Consider the following 13,613-nt stretch of genomic DNA (forward strand, 5'->3'; position numbering starts at 1 on the left):
CCCCTCCCAGCAGGCCCGTCACACCCACGAGAGCGCTAAGCCGCCCGTTCCGACGGCTCATGCTGGCCGCATCAGCTCAGCAGAGCAAGATCCCCCGATCTTCCCCAGACACGAAGGCCAGCCGCTTCCTGCCCGTGGTGGGCGAGCACCCTCTCGGATCCAGCCGTGATCCCCGGAGCCATCATCTGCGACGGCACGCGGAAGCGCGCCGACTCCCACCGGACGTCTCCGGTGGTATCGGCCGGTGCCGCGGCCCTGAGCCACGCCCTGTCGACGGTCACAACCTGCCGCGCCTGTCCGTCCTCCCCCACGAGCACCGCGACGAGGATCCACAGAGGGTCCATCCGCATGGTCTCGAACTCATTGCGCGAGAGGTGCACGGTCAGTTGTCGTGCGTCGGTCGTCGCCTTGCACTCGATATGCAGCCGGCGGCCCGCCACGGTCGCGGCGACGTCGTACCCGTAGGAGTCGGATTCGGCCGCGGCGTGGAAGACATCCTGCGCGCCAGATTCCCTGAGCAATTCCAGCAGTGCCCGTTCACCGGCATCGCCCGTGGCCTTTCTGGCCTCAAGGTCCCTCTTGGCCAGCACCCGGGTTACGGCCGCCTCCGCGTCGCTCAGGTCCTTCACCCGCAGGGCGCCCGCGGCCGTCCCCTGAGGTGTCACCAGTCCCAGACTGCGGAGCCAGACAAGCCCCTGGTCGTACTGGCCCGGGGTGAGGTCCGCGTAGGACGGGCCGTTACTGAATACCACCCGCAATCGGCGGACCTCGGACTCCTGCAGCTTCGCCAGCCAGCGGTACGCCGCCCTGCGGGTGCTCTCAGTTACGTACTGCATCGTCGAGGTAAGTCATCAGCGCCCGTACGTCTCCCATATCCATGCCCGCGGCGATCGAGGGCTCCTCCTGCAGATCCGCGAGCTGCTGTACCGAGGGGTCGTCGAGGATCTTCCCCATGAACTCCAGCTTCTGTTCGAGCCGCAGCGCCACTACCTCGTCGATGGTCTTTTCGGCTGCCAGAACGGTCACCCTGGTCTCTGTGTCCGGAGCGAGCCCGAGACGGTGGATCCGGTCCAGGCTCTGCAGGAAACGCCCCGCCATGAAGTCGCGGTCGACATACACCGCGTCGTGACATTCGTGATGCAGGCTGATCCCCTCGCCGAGGGTGGCCGGGTTAGAGAGCAGCACCATGCAGTCGGGATCGGTGCGGAATCGCCGGATCTGGTCCTCGCGGTCCGGAGTGCCCCCGTGGACCACTGCCGGCTCATAGGCCGCGAACAGGCGCTCCATGGTTGTCAGACTCCGCACGAACGTCGTCCAGACCAGGGTCTTGCGGCCGGCCGCGGCGTTCTCGGAGACGATCTTCAGCGCTTCTTTGTACTTCGGTGAGAGCTCGTACGCGGGCAGATCGCGCATCAGTGTGAACAGCGAATCGCCGGCCGGCACCTCCAAGGGAGGTACCCGGTAGGCCAGCGGCTCGTAGCGGCTCTCCCCTTCCCCGAGCAGAGCCGGACTCGTCGCGGCCATGAGCAGGCGCAGCATCGCCTTGCCGAGAGCGTCGAAATCGTCCCGCTCCGCTGACGCCCGGGCGGAGTACCGGCCGACCAGGGCGTCATAGATCTCGCGGTGGAGCGACCCGTCCGGAAGCGGCACGTACCGGATCCGTGTCTGGAACGGGGGCAGCCCCAGCTCGTGCTTGGTGGTCCTGGTGAACATCGGCCGGAGCACCTGGCTCGCGTAGGCGAGGTCTCCTCCGTCGACCGCACTGGTCACGATCCTGCGGCCCTGGCCGGGCCAGACGAAGGAGAGGAGGTTCTCGAGGTCCCTCGCCCCGTTCGGCGCCGGCGTTCCGGTGAGAATCAGGCGACGCCGGCTCAGCGGCCCCAGCGCCATGCAGGCACTCCCGTAAATCCCCCGCGCGCCGAGCTTCATCCGGTGCGCCTCATCGAGGATGACCATGGAGGGGGCGGCGCGCAGCCACGACGCGAGCGCGTTGAGGGACTTGTCGAGACGCTCGTAGTTCACGATGAGGATTTCCGCGGACGGGTCTGGCGTACTTCCCATCACCCGGGTGACGGGCGCTTCTTTGAAGCACTCGTCTGCCTCGAACAGCCATGACTCGTAAGCCGACTTGGGACTCACAACGAGCAGGCGTCGGACATCTCCCCGCTCCTTCATCGCGGCGTACACCGCGAGGCCGACGCGTGTCTTGCCCGCTCCAGGGACACTGAAATTCGCCCCGTGCTGCATGGACAGCAAGTGCGCGATGTCCCGCTGCTGAAAGCTGGTGAGATCGGCCTTCCAGCCGACACCCAGCAGGCTCTCAACATCGTCGGCGTCAACGTGCCGCACAGACTCGCCCTGGAGCTGGCGCTCCGCGAAGTCCGAGTCGTCCATGACGCTCTCGACGAGTGCCAGGAGTTCCTGATCCCAATCGACCCCGTCATCGGGCCAGTCAGCCAGCGCCTCAATGCCGGCGAGGAAGTCGTCCAGCCCAACCTCGGCCGTAAGCAGGCTGCGCTGGCCCCCCACCGAGAACCGGGTGGCCAGCGAGGCGAGATCGCGCTGGAACTGCTGTGCGGCGCGGAGCACCACCTTGGTTCGGGTGGTGTCGAAGCCGATGGTGAGCGAACGTTCCTCCGCCACGGTCACGCCTGCTCCTTTGCGACCGCGTCGAGCAGCCATGCCACACCGTCGCCGGGCTCCCCGACGCTGCGCTTGGTCTCACGCGCAAGCTTCTCCAAGGTCGCCTTGAGCTTCAGCACGGAGTCGTCGAGGGCCTCCTCGTCCAGGCTGTTCGACGCACGGGCGAGGCCGATGTCGAGGATGCACTGCTCGATGTCCTGGCAGGCATCGTTCAGACGGTCGGACGCGGCCTGCTTGCGCTTGCGCACGCGGGCGTCCTTGCCAGCCGGCTCCAGAGCGTCCTCGATCGCGGTACGAGCCTGTTCGACGATCCCGGAAGCGACCTCGGATGCTTCTCCGGCACCAGCGCGCTCAAGAGCCTTCGCCTGCAGGACCTGATTGGTAAAGGCCTGCGCCTCGGCATAGGGCTGGGCCGCGGGCCTGACCACACGCGTCATGCCCGGGATACGGCGCTCCTGCGGGGCGGAGACATCCGGCTGGAGCGCCGGCGTAAGGCGAGTTTCCAAGTACCGCTTCCGGAAGTCCGACTCGATGAGACGGATGTCGGTCTTGGAGAACTTCAGCGAGATCGCAGCGAGGCGGTTCTCCTTCATCAGCTCCGCGAGATCGCGGTTCTTCTTCGACTCCTTCACCCACGCCCGGTAGAGCTCATGAAGCTTTTCCTTGGCATCCTCGAAATCGAGCAGCTGGAGCTGCGCCGAGCCGGCGCGGGACCGCCGCCGCAGGTCCTCAAGCGTGGCCAGAATCCACAAGTCGGCCTCGACCGTGGCGGCACGCTTGTGGAAAGCCTTCGCGATGTCAGCGACCTGGCGCCCCGAATCGATCTGCTCCTGCATGGCGATGAGCTCGTTGATATACGAGTAGTCGCGCCGCTTGTCCTGCCGGAGCTGCAGCGAGAGTTCGACCGAGTTGATGTCCCCCCACGTGCACGAAGCAGGCAGCACACCGACGCGGATGTTCGGTACGCCCAGCTCCCTGAGCGCGGCCGCACGGGTGTTGCCGTTGACCAGAATGCCTGCCCTGGTGATGAGGCCGGGCTCGTTCTGCCGGTACTCCTGGAGACTTTCCTTCAGGTCAGCGAAGGCGGGGTCCCGCCTGGACGGGTCGTCCGGCTTGGCCTGCAGGAGGTACTGCAGGTAGTCCTGGCTCTCGGAGCTCCAGGGATTCTCATCCAGCAGACGGTCCCGCTCGGGACTGAAGCTCCGCTGCGCCCGGATCCGGTGCGTCGCCGGGTTGAAGTAGAGGGCCTCCACGGGCATGTCGATGACCTCGACCACCTGCGGCTGGGTTCGCCATTCAATGGTCAGCGTCTCGCGCAGGCCCTGGCCGGCGGCGGCCTCCTTTAGGCGCTGGTCCACGATTTCGCGGTTGTCTGCGGCCAGCGGCGGGGTGCCGAAGTCCTTGCTCATGATCTCCTCCTGAGAGTTGAGCTACGTACCAGGGGGTGGGGCCGGCCGGCCCCACCCCAAGCGACGGGAACTAAATGCCAGACGTCGCGAGAGCCTCACGGAACCGCTCGCGAGACTCCGCGGGAAGCGTGCGGTACACCGCCCAAAGCCGCTCCACCTTGCTGAACTCCCTCTGGTCCTTCTCGATCCACCCTGCGAGCACGTCGCGCTCGAAGCTACCAAGCCCCGAGATGCCCACCTCGATCTGCCCGAAGTCCACCTTCTTCGAGCGCCCGCCGATGCGACAGCGGTTGCACTCGGCCACGAGCTCGACCTGCTCGGAGCCGTCCGCCCGCACAACCGGCCGGCGCGCGATGTCGATCTGCGCGGTGTCGAATCCGTCCCCGTACTCACCACCCGCCGCGATACCGCAGGAGCGGCACATGTTGCCGTCCGCGAGCAGGATCTCGCGGCGGCGCGTCTCCGAGATCGTGGAGCTCGCACGGCCGCTGCCCTTACCGGGCTCCCACACCGGCTCGCCGGCCGCCACGAAGCGCTGCTCGTGCTGGCCGAGGCTCGGATCCTGGCGGTGCGTGTCGATCTGCCAGCCGTGCGAACGCAGGTCACGTACGCGGCGGTCAGCCTGGGTCACACCAGGAAACGCCTCAGCCACGTCCGCCTTCGTGAAGGTGTTGCCCTCGCCGATTACCGTGATCAGCCAGAGCGCCGCGCGCTTCATCGTGCCGAGCTCCGGATCGTCCCACGCCGGAATAGCCATACCGTGCCCCCTTGGATCGGTTGGTCAGAAGACGCGCCGGAGGAAGGCGGGTTGAGGCCAGCTCCGGCGTTCTCCACAACCATGGCTTGGCCACCCAAGGCAATCCAGTCCCACAAGACTTTTACTGGCGCTCGTAAGTCACATCTGCCCTATGGCACTTTCCTGAAGGCCCAAACGTCTCTCACAATCGGAGACTTACGCTGCTCAAGCGCGCCTTCCGAGGAGAGGATGTCATGGCCAAGAGAACGCAGGCCTGGAAGGAGTTCCGGCCCGAGTACTCCGATGAAAAGTGCGCGTTCACCCACGCCCTGCGGCGGGTCAAGGACTGCACCGACCTCACCCAGGAGCAGCTGGCCGAAGAGTGCGGAGTAGCCACAAGCACGCTGAACGGCTACCTGAACGGCAGGAACCAGCCAAGGCCCGAGCTGCTCCGGAAGATCTACGCAGCCGTACGGCAGGACACTGCCCTCGCTGGGGTCAGGATCCCGTACTCCTTGGATGAGCTCCTTGCGATGCTTTCCGGCCAACTAGACAGGCCAAGGGGTACCGCGGCCAAGCCGGCCGTCCGGATCTCGCGCCAGCGCCACACCGCCGCATTCGCCCGGCAACGCCAACTACGGGCGCGCAAGCGCGTGGTGGTGCCGGTCTCCCTGCCGGAGGGGGACCGGCACCACCACGCGAACGAAGACGCGGGCTGGACGGAGCTGGAAACCCTAATGAGCCGCCTGCTGCAGCGTCAGACGCAGGACGCCTTCTTCATGATCTGGCAGTCCGCGATGACCCTTCCCGCCGGTGAGATCCCCCGCGTGGTCGCATCGTGCCGCTCGGCCGGGCTGTCCGACGCTGCCGATGCCGTGATCACTAATGCCGCGCGCCGGGACGTTGACGCCGTGCTCCGGATAGTCGCGAGCTTCCATGAGGCTCGTCAGTACGAGGAAGCGACGCTGCTGCTCAACTCCGCGATCTCATCTACGCCGTGAGGCCTGCGGCCCTCCCTCGGTGCAGAGCAGCCCCTTAGAAGCTCATGCCGGCAAGCGAATTCGCCCTGCGCAGAGCATGCCCTGTCCGCAGGCCTAGCTCCCGAGCACTGGGACGGCCACGGCCCTCATGTCCGGCCCTGGTCGAGCGCGTCGATGGCATGCGCGATGAGGGCGCGCGCCGGCCCCGCACACGGCCATGCTCCGCAGTTGTTCAAACGCCCGCAGGTACACGGCGATCCCTGCCGGCTCCGTGATTGTTGACCTCTGCTGAGGTGAGCTCAACCGAGACGAGCCGGTCGTCGTGCACGTGGAAAGTCTCGATGGGCCAGCGGCACCGGTTCGATGTAGCCGCCGATATGACGCCGAGCGACACCTGTGGCAGTGCGCCCGCCGTGAGCAGGTAGCCGAGCTGGGCGGCCATTGCCCGCTCGTCGCCGATCTGGGCTCGCAGGACGGCCTGCCTCCGCGACGAGCAGGAGCAACCGGTCCCCGGCTCCAGGATGATGCGCGCCCGCTCGACGCGGCGGCGGCCGGCCCGTCGTTCACCGGCACTTGCCGGAAATCGGCGATGGACGCGGTAGAAGTCGTGGGCATAGAGACAGCCGGCCACCATTCGCGACCAGTCCAGCCATCAGACCTGAGCCGGCGCGAGAGGTCAGGAGTGGAGGTTTCCGTCCTTGACTGCTGTGACGAACGAAGACCAGCCAGCCGAAGGGAAGACCAGTGCGGGCCCGTTCGGGGTCTTGGAGTCGCGGACGGGGATGCCTGCGGGGTGGTTGTCCAGGACCTCCAGGCAGCTGCCGCCCTCGCTGCCGCTGTAGGACGACTTCCGCCAGCCGTTGAGTCCGGCAGGGTTCCAGATGATCGCTTCAGTCATGATGCCCATAGTCCTTTGCCGTCGCCCGTAGCAGGGCCAGTGACTCCTTGAGCGGCAGTGCGTCGCTCAGCGCAAGATCGTAACGACCTTGCAGCTCCTGAACCATGGCCGGGGAGTCATGCACCTTCCCCATCCGTACCCCCTCGCTGTACGCCACCGGCGGCTGATCGTCGAACCACATCAGCGTCAGCATGCTCTCCAGCAACGGGTGGAACCCCAAGGATCGCGGCAGTACATGCACGCGGATGCGTCCCGACTCGGCCAGCCTGACGATGTGCATGATCTGCTCGGCCATAACGTCGGGGCCACCAATGGGCCGACCCAACACGGCCTCATCCAGGAGAGCCCACACTACGGGCGATACGGGATCCTCAAGGATCTTCGCTCGCTCAAGCCGTGTGACAACGAGCCTGTCACATTCCTTTCCCCTCACGGGAGGGTAGGAAGGGCTCAAAACCGCACGGGCGTACCTTTCCGTCTGAAGGATGCCGGGGACGAAGGAGAGCGCGAACTCCCTTAGCTCAACCGCCTGCTGTTCGAGCGCATGGGCTGACTCGAAGTGCTCAGCCACCGCCCCGTCGCTGTCAGGGAGGAAGCTGCTCAGCACGTTCCCGGTGTTCAGAGCCTTGTCGAGCCGCTGCGCGTCCACCTTCGACGGAAGCCTTCGCCCCGCCTCGATGTGTGAGATGTGCGAACGCGTCATGACTGCCGCCGTGGCCAGCTCCTGCTGCGTTACGCCCGCCGCCTCACGCTGCGCCTTCAACCATTCCCCATAGGTGTTGCTCATCGTCAACTCCCGTGCGACAGATGCTTTGTCACCTCTGACCCCCTAGCGAGGCTAACCCGAGTCATCTCACTCTGTAAGTGGATCGCTACACAGCGATGTCCATGCAGTTCTACCTGCCCTCAGGCACGGAAGACCCCCGCGACCGTCCTCGAAACGGCCCGGGGGCATGGCCACCAACTTCACAGGAGTCGATGACGTGTTGAACCCTATCGCCCGCCTCATCGAGCCGCTGTTGCGGCTTGCGTGGCCCGCTTCCGGGCGGCACCGGCAGCACACGGGGGCGCCACTGAGCCCCGAGCCCGCAACACCCATCCCGCCTCGCCGCCCCTCCCCGCACACAGCCCTTCTCCGCGGCGAGGACTCGCGACTCGTACGCCCCTACCTCCTCGCCCACGAGCAACGCGAGCAGGCGAAACGGCAACGTGGCCGCCGTCGCGCTCTCTGGCTCGCGGTGCACGGCGTAGACATCGGCACGCGCCGCATCCACGGCATCGAGGTCGTCGCGTGATCTACCAGAGCCATGACGCCACAACCGTCAGCTGGGCCCGCCTCCTGCCCTGGTCCAACCTGGACGGGAAGCCCTGCTACCTCCTCGGCGACGGCACCGCCAACAGCTACCTCTCCCGCGTGGCCGACAACGTCGAGTGCGTTCAGCTAGAAATGGCCGACGAGCTCCTCGGCCACGCTGCTGACCTCCTCGGCGACGGCGCTGACCTCCTCGGCGACGGCGATGGCAAAGCCACCGAACCCCAATTGCGCTTCCTCGTCAGCAGATTGGTTGAGTCGCTGCGCGACGTGCACCGCATCGCCCGCAGCAGGGGCAACCGACTCGCCGCTCCCGACGGAGACGACGAGCCCTCCGGCGCCATCTCCGAGGGCTGACCCGCCCCAACAGGCGTCGGCGATCCCGGCGCCCTCCCCGCGCGTTAACCTCGGACCGGACAAGTACGACTTACGGCGACGTCTTACGACGACTGCATACGACGACGAAGCGAGGCGGCAATGGTGAAGGTTCCTGCGGCGGCGGTGGCGGCGAGTGGGCTTGTCGGCGGGTATGCCGTCGCGCGGTTCACCAAGAAGCGGCAGCTCGGCGGGGTCGTGCTCGCCGTGGCCGGGGCCGCTGCCGCCGCGCAGTGGAAGCAGGTGGCCGGCGGGAAGGTCGCGGGGGCGCTCACCGGGGCCTACATCGCCGCGTTCGCCGGGTCGCACCCGCTCGCGAAGAAGGTCGGCCCGTGGCCGGCCGTGTTCGGGGTGGCCGGTGGCGTCGCCGCCGCGTCGTACGTCCTCGTCGACCGGCGCGCCTGACGGCCTGACCCGCTACCGCCGGTGGCTCAGAACGTTCACCACGCGTCCGTCGGGGTCGCGTACGAAGAAGCGGCGTACGCCCCATTCCTCGTCGCGGAGGCCGTGGACGATCTCGGCGCCTGACGCCAGCACCCGCGCGTAGACCGCGTCGACGTCCTCGACCTCCACGCTGAGGTCCGGGATCACCGGCGCGGTCTCGTCGTGGGTGAGGAAGCTGACCTGGGCAGTCGGGTTGGAGGGGGACGCGAGGGTCGTGACCCAGCCCATGTCCATGACCTCCTCGAAGCCGAGCCGGCCGTAGAAGTCGCGGTTCTCGGCCATCGCCTCCGGCGACTTCGTCGTGAGGTTCGGGACGATCCTACGGATGGTCATCGGGGCTCCCGGGAGATCGCGGGGCGGTGTTCGGGGTCTCGCTCTCACTCTCATACTGAGTTCTCCCCTGCATCCTTGCGGAACGCTCGCCCGACCGCCGCCGCGGCCAGTACCGCACCCGCCATCAGCATCGAGAAGAACGCCCACGCCAGCTGCCACGGGAAGATCCCGCCCGGGTCGTCGTGCGACGCGAAAGACGCGTAGAGCAGGACGGCCGGCGGGGCCGCGACCAGCAGGGCCGCCAAGGGAAGCCGGTCATGGCGGCCCGCGTACGCGCCCAGGGCGAGGAGGGCCACGGCGAGGATCGTGACGCCCAGGGTCGTGACCGGCGTCGTCGCGTTGATCGCGTCGGGGGTGGCCGGGCGGTTGCCCACGTCCCACGGCATGCACAGGGCGTACGCCGCCGCGGACAGGCCCGACAGGAGCAGACGGGGCAGCCAGCGCCTTGGCCAGGGGCTGCGGGGCAGTGGAGTGAGAAGGCGTGCGCTTGCGTTTCCGGCTGTCATAGGGGCAGTCATAGGGACGAGGATCCGGGAAGTGGCGCGGGCCGCGGCAGAGTACGCGTACTCATCCGCGTACCCGTTCCTCTACCTGCGCCCCCCTGACCTGCGCTCCCCTACTCGTCCGCCTGGCCGGACCCGGACGCCCGTCCCGCACCCCTGAACGTCGACCGGTACGCCCCCGGCGACACCCCCAGGCCCGCCTGGAAGTGCTGTCGCAGTGACGCGCCCGTGCCGAAGCCCGCCTCTGTCGCGACGCGGTCGACGGTGTGGTCGGTCTGTTCGAGGAGTTCGCGGGCGCGGTCCACCCTGCGCTGCGTCAGCCACTGCATCGGGGTGAGGCCCGTCTCCTCGCGGAAGCGGCGGCTGTACGTGCGGACGGACATCGCGTCGTGCGCGGCGAGTTCGGCGAGGGTGAGGGGCTCGGCGAGGCGCGTGAGGGCCCAGGCGCGCGACGCGGACGTGGACGTCAACCCCTCTGATTCCACGGGCCGTTGGATGTACTGCGCCTGTCCGCCCTCGCGGTGCGGCGGCACCACCGTACGGCGCGCGACCTCCGCCGCGACCGCGGCACCGTGGTCGCGGCGGATCATGTGGAGACACAGGTCGATGCCCGCCGCCTCGCCCGCGGAGGTGAGGATCCGGCCCTCGTCGACGAACAGGACACCGGGGTCCACCGTCACGGACGGGAACGTACGCGCAAAGAGGCCGGCCGACATCCAGTGCGTCGTCGCGCGCCGGCCGTCCAGAAGTCCGGCGGCGGCGAGCACGAACGAGCCCGTGCAGATGGAGGCGATGCGGCGGGGGCGAGGGCGAGGCCCGTACTCCGTTGTCGTGCGCAGGGCCTCCCTCAGCTCCTCGGGCAGGACGCCCCGCCGCAGCCCCTCGTCCGTCTCGTGCGACGCCGGGACGAGGACGGTGTCCGCCGCCGCCACGGTCGCCAGGCCGTGTTCCGCGTAGATCGGGAAGTCCGCGTCCGTACGGATCCTGCCGGGGCGCGGAGCGCACGTGCGGACGTCGTAGAGCGGCTCGCCCCGCGCGGAACGTGCGCTGCCGAACAGCTGGTGCACCAGGCCGAGTTCCATCGGCAGGACGCCGTCACGGACGAGGACAGCGACGGTGCGAGGACGGCGGCCGCGCTCCGGTGTCGTACTCCCGTCAGTAGTCATAGCCGTCATGGCCAGATTCTTTCAGGTCGTGGCCATCTGGCCAGTCGTCGTCCGGTGCGGACCCGGCGCAGGGTGATCCCATGAAGCGTTCCCGACCCCGTTCCCGCCCCCGTAACCGCGCCCCGGTCAGCCCCTGGACCGTCGCCGCCGGTGCCGCGCTCGCCATCGTCACGGCGGGAGCGTTCAGCACGCTCGCCGGGCTGCTCGTCGGACCGTTGAACGAGGATCTCGGCTGGTCACGGGCGTCCGTCGGGCTCGGCTCGCTCGTGAACATGGTCGTGTACGGGGCGACCGCGCCCTTCGCGGCGGCGCTGATGGACCGGTTCGGGATGCGCCGGGTGGCCGTCGGCGCCCTGGGGCTCGTCGGGGCCGGGGCCGCGCTCGCGACGACCATGACCGCGCCCTGGCAGTTCGTCCTGTACTGGGGCGTCCTGGTGGGCCTGGGGACGGGCGCGACCGCGACGACCTTCGCGGCGACGGTCACCGAGCGGTGGTTCGTCGCGCGGCGCGGGCTCGTCACCGGGCTGCTCACGGCGGCGAGTGTGGTGGGGCAGTTCGTGTTCCTGCCCGTGCTGTCGTGGGTGATCGACGTATACGGGTGGCGGGCCGCCGCCGGGGCTCTCGCGCTCGCCGCGGCCGGCGCGCTGCCCGTGGTGTGGGCGGCGGTACGCGACCCACGACAAGGGCCGACCCCCACCAACGGCGCCGACCCACGAAAAGAGCCGGCCCCCGTCAACGGCGCCGACCCACGAAAAGAGCCGACCCCCACCAACGGCGCCGACCCACGAAAAGAGCCGGCCCCCACCCACGGCGCCGCCCGCCACGCCCTCCGTACCCTCGCCCGCGCCGCCCGCACCGGGCCCTTCTGGCTGCTCGCCGGGACCTTTGCCGTCTGCGGTGCCTCGACGAACGGGGTGATGTGGACGCACTTCGCGCCCGCCGCGCACGACCACGGGATGCCGGTGACCGTCGCCGCCTCGCTGCTCTCCCTCATCGGGATCTTCAACGTCGCGGGAACGGTCGCGTCCGGATGGCTGACGGACCGGGCCGATCCGCGCCGCCTGCTCGCCGCGTACTACGCCCTGCGCGGCCTCACCCTGGTCGCTCTGCCGCTGCTCCTGACCTCGGCCGTGGACGCGCCGCTCGTCGCGTTCACCGTCGTCTTCGGGCTGCTCGACGTGGCGACCGTGCCGCCGACGATCGCGCTGTGCCGCGCGCTCTACGGGGCGGACGCGCCGGTCGTGTTCGGCTGGGTGAGTGCCGCGCACCAGGTCGGGGCGGGGGCGGTGGCGTTCGCGGGCGGGGTGGCGCGGGACGCGTTCGGCTCGTACGACCCGGTGTGGGTGGGCGCGGGCGCGCTGTGCGCGGGGGCGGCGCTGCTCGCACTGACGGTGCGCCGCGCGGGACACGGAAACCCCCTCACGCCCCCAGCGCCCGCGACACCGCGTAGATCACGAGCCCTGCCAGCGAGCCCACCACCGTGCCGTTGATACGGATGAACTGCAGGTCACGGCCGATGTGTGCCTCGATCTTCTTCGAGGTGTGCTCGGCGTCCCAGCCGGCCACGGTGTCCGTGATCAGGGAGGTGATCTCCTTGCGGTACGTCGTCACGACGTACGTCGCCGCGCCCTCGATCCAGCCGTCGACCTTGTCCTGGAGGCGGGCGTCGGTCGCCATGCGGGCGCCGAGGGAGAGCAGCGAGGCCCGGACGCGCAGGCGCAGCTCGCTGCGCTCGTCCTCCGCCGCCGCGACGATCATGGAGCGGACGGCGGCCCAGGTGGAGGCGATCAGGTCCTGGACCTCGGGGCGGGCGATGACCTCGGACTTCAGGCGCTCGACGCGGGCCCGGGTGTCCGTGTCGGACTGGAGGTCGGAGGCGAAGTCGGCGAGGAAGCGGTCGAGGGCGCCGCGGGCCGGGTGCTCCGGCATGTCGCGCATCTCGGTGACGAAGCGGAGGAGCTCCTTGTAGACGCGGTCGCCGACCTTCCGGTCGACGAACCGCGGGGTCCAGCCGGGGGCGCCGCCCTGCACCGCGTCCATCACGGAGTCGGCGTGCCGCACCAGCCAGTCGTGGGCGCGTACGCAGATCAGGTCCACGACGCGTTTGTGGCCGCCGTCGGCGACGACCTTCTCCAGCATCTTGCCGAGGCCGGGCGCGACCTCCTGGGCGTCGGCCCGGCGGGTGATGGCCTCGCCGACGACAGCCTGGACGTCCGAGTCGCGCAGGACGGTGAGGGCGCCGCGCAGGGCGGTGGCGAGTTCGGCGGTCACCCGGTCGGCGTGGTCCGGTTCGGCCAGCCAGGTGCCGAGCCGGCTGCCGATGCCGACGGCGCGCAGCCGTTGCCGTACGACGTCGGAGGAGAGGAAGTTGTCCCCGACGAACTCGCCGAGCGAGACGCCCAGCTGGTCCTTCTTGGTGGGGATGATCGCCGTGTGCGGGATGGGCAGGCCGAGGGGGCGGCGGAAGAGCGCGGTGACGGCGAACCAGTCGGCCAGGGCGCCGACCATGCCCGCCTCCGCGGCCGCGGCGACGTAACCGGTCCAGGCTCCGGCGCCCGCGTGCTCGCCCCATTTCGCGAGGACGTAGATGACGGCGACGAGCAGCAGCAGGCCCGTGGCCGTGGACTTCATCCGGCGTACGCCGCGCTGTTTCTCGATGTCGGCGGGGCTGAAGGAGCCGGGGCCCGCCCCGAACGGGGCCGGGCGTGTTCCGAATGAGGAGCCCCCCGCGCGGGCATGCTCGTCAATGGCCACTACGCCCCTTTCCTCCCCTTCCTCCACTTCGCTCACTCAGCTCACTCCACCCGTCACATG

Annotated in this window: 15 protein-coding genes and 1 pseudogene; 5 read left to right on the forward strand and 11 right to left on the reverse strand. The window is 68.9% G+C overall.

Annotated elements, in window-relative coordinates; all coding sequences use genetic code 11:
* Positions 1-71: 71 nt before the first annotated feature.
* The 4 genes from EOT10_RS15460 to EOT10_RS15475 all read right to left on the reverse strand — a co-directional run bounded on the left by EOT10_RS15460 (position 72) and on the right by EOT10_RS15475 (position 4,809).
* A complete protein-coding gene (locus EOT10_RS15460) occupies positions 72-836 on the reverse strand; it encodes a protein NO VEIN domain-containing protein (protein ID WP_127828766.1) in 765 nt (254 codons plus the stop codon).
* Positions 820-2,643: a DEAD/DEAH box helicase gene (locus EOT10_RS15465; protein WP_431313293.1), complete on the reverse strand. Its 1,824-nt coding sequence runs from the start codon at positions 2,641-2,643 to the stop codon at positions 820-822. The genes EOT10_RS15460 and EOT10_RS15465 overlap by 17 nt, the downstream gene beginning before the upstream one ends.
* A gap of 2 nt (positions 2,644-2,645) precedes the next feature.
* Positions 2,646-4,052 carry a ParB N-terminal domain-containing protein gene (locus EOT10_RS15470; RefSeq protein WP_127828768.1) on the reverse strand — a complete coding sequence of 469 codons (1,407 nt, stop codon included), beginning with the start codon at positions 4,050-4,052 and terminating at the stop codon, positions 2,646-2,648.
* A 70-nt stretch (positions 4,053-4,122) separates the two neighbouring features.
* Positions 4,123-4,809, reverse strand: a complete 687-nt coding sequence (locus tag EOT10_RS15475; RefSeq protein ID WP_127828769.1) for a hypothetical protein — start codon at positions 4,807-4,809, stop codon at positions 4,123-4,125.
* A gap of 233 nt (positions 4,810-5,042) precedes the next feature.
* On the opposite strand from EOT10_RS15475, the gene EOT10_RS15480 reads away from it, so the two are divergent.
* Entirely contained in the window at positions 5,043-5,789 is a 747-nt protein-coding gene (locus tag EOT10_RS15480; RefSeq protein ID WP_127828770.1) for a helix-turn-helix domain-containing protein, read from the forward strand.
* A 125-nt stretch (positions 5,790-5,914) separates the two neighbouring features.
* Here EOT10_RS15480 and EOT10_RS15485 read toward each other — a convergent pair.
* The 3 genes and pseudogenes from EOT10_RS15485 to EOT10_RS15495 all read right to left on the reverse strand — a co-directional run.
* Positions 5,915-6,324, reverse strand: a pseudogene (locus tag EOT10_RS15485) (Scr1 family TA system antitoxin-like transcriptional regulator); the annotation flags it as partial.
* A gap of 120 nt (positions 6,325-6,444) precedes the next feature.
* Complete coding sequence (locus EOT10_RS15490) at positions 6,445-6,666, reverse strand: DUF397 domain-containing protein (protein WP_127828772.1); 222 nt, start codon at positions 6,664-6,666, stop codon at positions 6,445-6,447.
* A complete protein-coding gene (locus EOT10_RS15495) occupies positions 6,659-7,453 on the reverse strand; it encodes a helix-turn-helix domain-containing protein (protein WP_127828773.1) in 795 nt (264 codons plus the stop codon). The genes EOT10_RS15490 and EOT10_RS15495 overlap by 8 nt, the downstream gene beginning before the upstream one ends.
* Before the next feature lie 196 nt (positions 7,454-7,649).
* Between EOT10_RS15495 and EOT10_RS15500 the strand changes: the two genes are divergently transcribed.
* The 3 genes from EOT10_RS15500 to EOT10_RS15510 all read left to right on the forward strand — a co-directional run bounded on the left by EOT10_RS15500 (position 7,650) and on the right by EOT10_RS15510 (position 8,758).
* Positions 7,650-7,961, forward strand: coding sequence for a hypothetical protein (locus EOT10_RS15500; RefSeq protein ID WP_127828774.1), 312 nt, complete (start codon positions 7,650-7,652; stop codon positions 7,959-7,961).
* Positions 7,958-8,335: a hypothetical protein gene (locus tag EOT10_RS15505; RefSeq protein WP_127828775.1), complete on the forward strand. Its 378-nt coding sequence runs from the start codon at positions 7,958-7,960 to the stop codon at positions 8,333-8,335. The genes EOT10_RS15500 and EOT10_RS15505 overlap by 4 nt, the downstream gene beginning before the upstream one ends.
* A gap of 120 nt (positions 8,336-8,455) precedes the next feature.
* Positions 8,456-8,758 carry a hypothetical protein gene (locus EOT10_RS15510; protein ID WP_127828776.1) on the forward strand — a complete coding sequence of 101 codons (303 nt, stop codon included), beginning with the start codon at positions 8,456-8,458 and terminating at the stop codon, positions 8,756-8,758.
* 12 nt (positions 8,759-8,770) lie between these two features.
* On the opposite strand, the gene EOT10_RS15515 is transcribed toward EOT10_RS15510, so the two are convergent.
* From EOT10_RS15515 to EOT10_RS15525, 3 genes are all read right to left on the reverse strand, one after another.
* Positions 8,771-9,130, reverse strand: a complete 360-nt coding sequence (locus EOT10_RS15515) for a VOC family protein (protein ID WP_127828777.1) — start codon at positions 9,128-9,130, stop codon at positions 8,771-8,773.
* 50 nt (positions 9,131-9,180) lie between these two features.
* A complete protein-coding gene (locus EOT10_RS41295) occupies positions 9,181-9,636 on the reverse strand; it encodes a hypothetical protein (protein ID WP_189491646.1) in 456 nt (151 codons plus the stop codon).
* Positions 9,637-9,746: 110 nt separating this feature from the next.
* Positions 9,747-10,808, reverse strand: coding sequence for a GlxA family transcriptional regulator (locus tag EOT10_RS15525; RefSeq protein WP_127828779.1), 1,062 nt, complete (start codon positions 10,806-10,808; stop codon positions 9,747-9,749).
* 71 nt (positions 10,809-10,879) lie between these two features.
* Between EOT10_RS15525 and EOT10_RS15530 the strand changes: the two genes are divergently transcribed.
* Complete coding sequence (locus EOT10_RS15530) at positions 10,880-12,289, forward strand: MFS transporter (RefSeq protein WP_127828780.1); 1,410 nt, start codon at positions 10,880-10,882, stop codon at positions 12,287-12,289.
* On the opposite strand, the gene EOT10_RS15535 is transcribed toward EOT10_RS15530, so the two are convergent.
* Complete coding sequence (locus EOT10_RS15535; RefSeq protein WP_223280999.1) at positions 12,219-13,430, reverse strand: DUF445 domain-containing protein; 1,212 nt, start codon at positions 13,428-13,430, stop codon at positions 12,219-12,221. The genes EOT10_RS15530 and EOT10_RS15535 overlap by 71 nt on opposite strands.
* Positions 13,431-13,613: the final 183 nt, after the last annotated feature.

Source organism: Streptomyces antnestii, from assembly GCF_004005495.1.
GTDB lineage: Bacteria > Actinomycetota > Actinomycetes > Streptomycetales > Streptomycetaceae > Streptomyces > Streptomyces antnestii.

Bases quoted from the DNA above. Each gene is read 5' to 3' on its own strand.
- EOT10_RS15475 (WP_127828769.1), bottom strand. From the start codon at position 4,809: ATGGCTATTCCGGCGTGGGACGATCCGGAGCTCGGCACGATGAAGCGC.
- EOT10_RS15535 (WP_223280999.1), bottom strand. From the start codon at position 13,430: ATGAAGTCCACGGCCACGGGCCTGCTGCTGCTCGTCGCCGTCATCTAC.
- EOT10_RS15495 (WP_127828773.1), bottom strand. From the start codon at position 7,453: ATGAGCAACACCTATGGGGAATGGTTGAAGGCGCAGCGTGAGGCGGCG.
- EOT10_RS15470 (WP_127828768.1), bottom strand. From the start codon at position 4,052: ATGAGCAAGGACTTCGGCACCCCGCCGCTGGCCGCAGACAACCGCGAA.
- EOT10_RS15490 (WP_127828772.1), bottom strand. From the start codon at position 6,666: ATGACTGAAGCGATCATCTGGAACCCTGCCGGACTCAACGGCTGGCGG.
- EOT10_RS15530 (WP_127828780.1), top strand. From the start codon at position 10,880: ATGAAGCGTTCCCGACCCCGTTCCCGCCCCCGTAACCGCGCCCCGGTC.
- EOT10_RS15525 (WP_127828779.1), bottom strand. From the start codon at position 10,808: ATGACGGCTATGACTACTGACGGGAGTACGACACCGGAGCGCGGCCGC.
- EOT10_RS15460 (WP_127828766.1), bottom strand. From the start codon at position 836: ATGCAGTACGTAACTGAGAGCACCCGCAGGGCGGCGTACCGCTGGCTG.
- EOT10_RS15480 (WP_127828770.1), top strand. From the start codon at position 5,043: ATGGCCAAGAGAACGCAGGCCTGGAAGGAGTTCCGGCCCGAGTACTCC.
- EOT10_RS15515 (WP_127828777.1), bottom strand. From the start codon at position 9,130: ATGACCATCCGTAGGATCGTCCCGAACCTCACGACGAAGTCGCCGGAG.
- EOT10_RS41295 (WP_189491646.1), bottom strand. From the start codon at position 9,636: ATGACAGCCGGAAACGCAAGCGCACGCCTTCTCACTCCACTGCCCCGC.
- EOT10_RS15510 (WP_127828776.1), top strand. From the start codon at position 8,456: ATGGTGAAGGTTCCTGCGGCGGCGGTGGCGGCGAGTGGGCTTGTCGGC.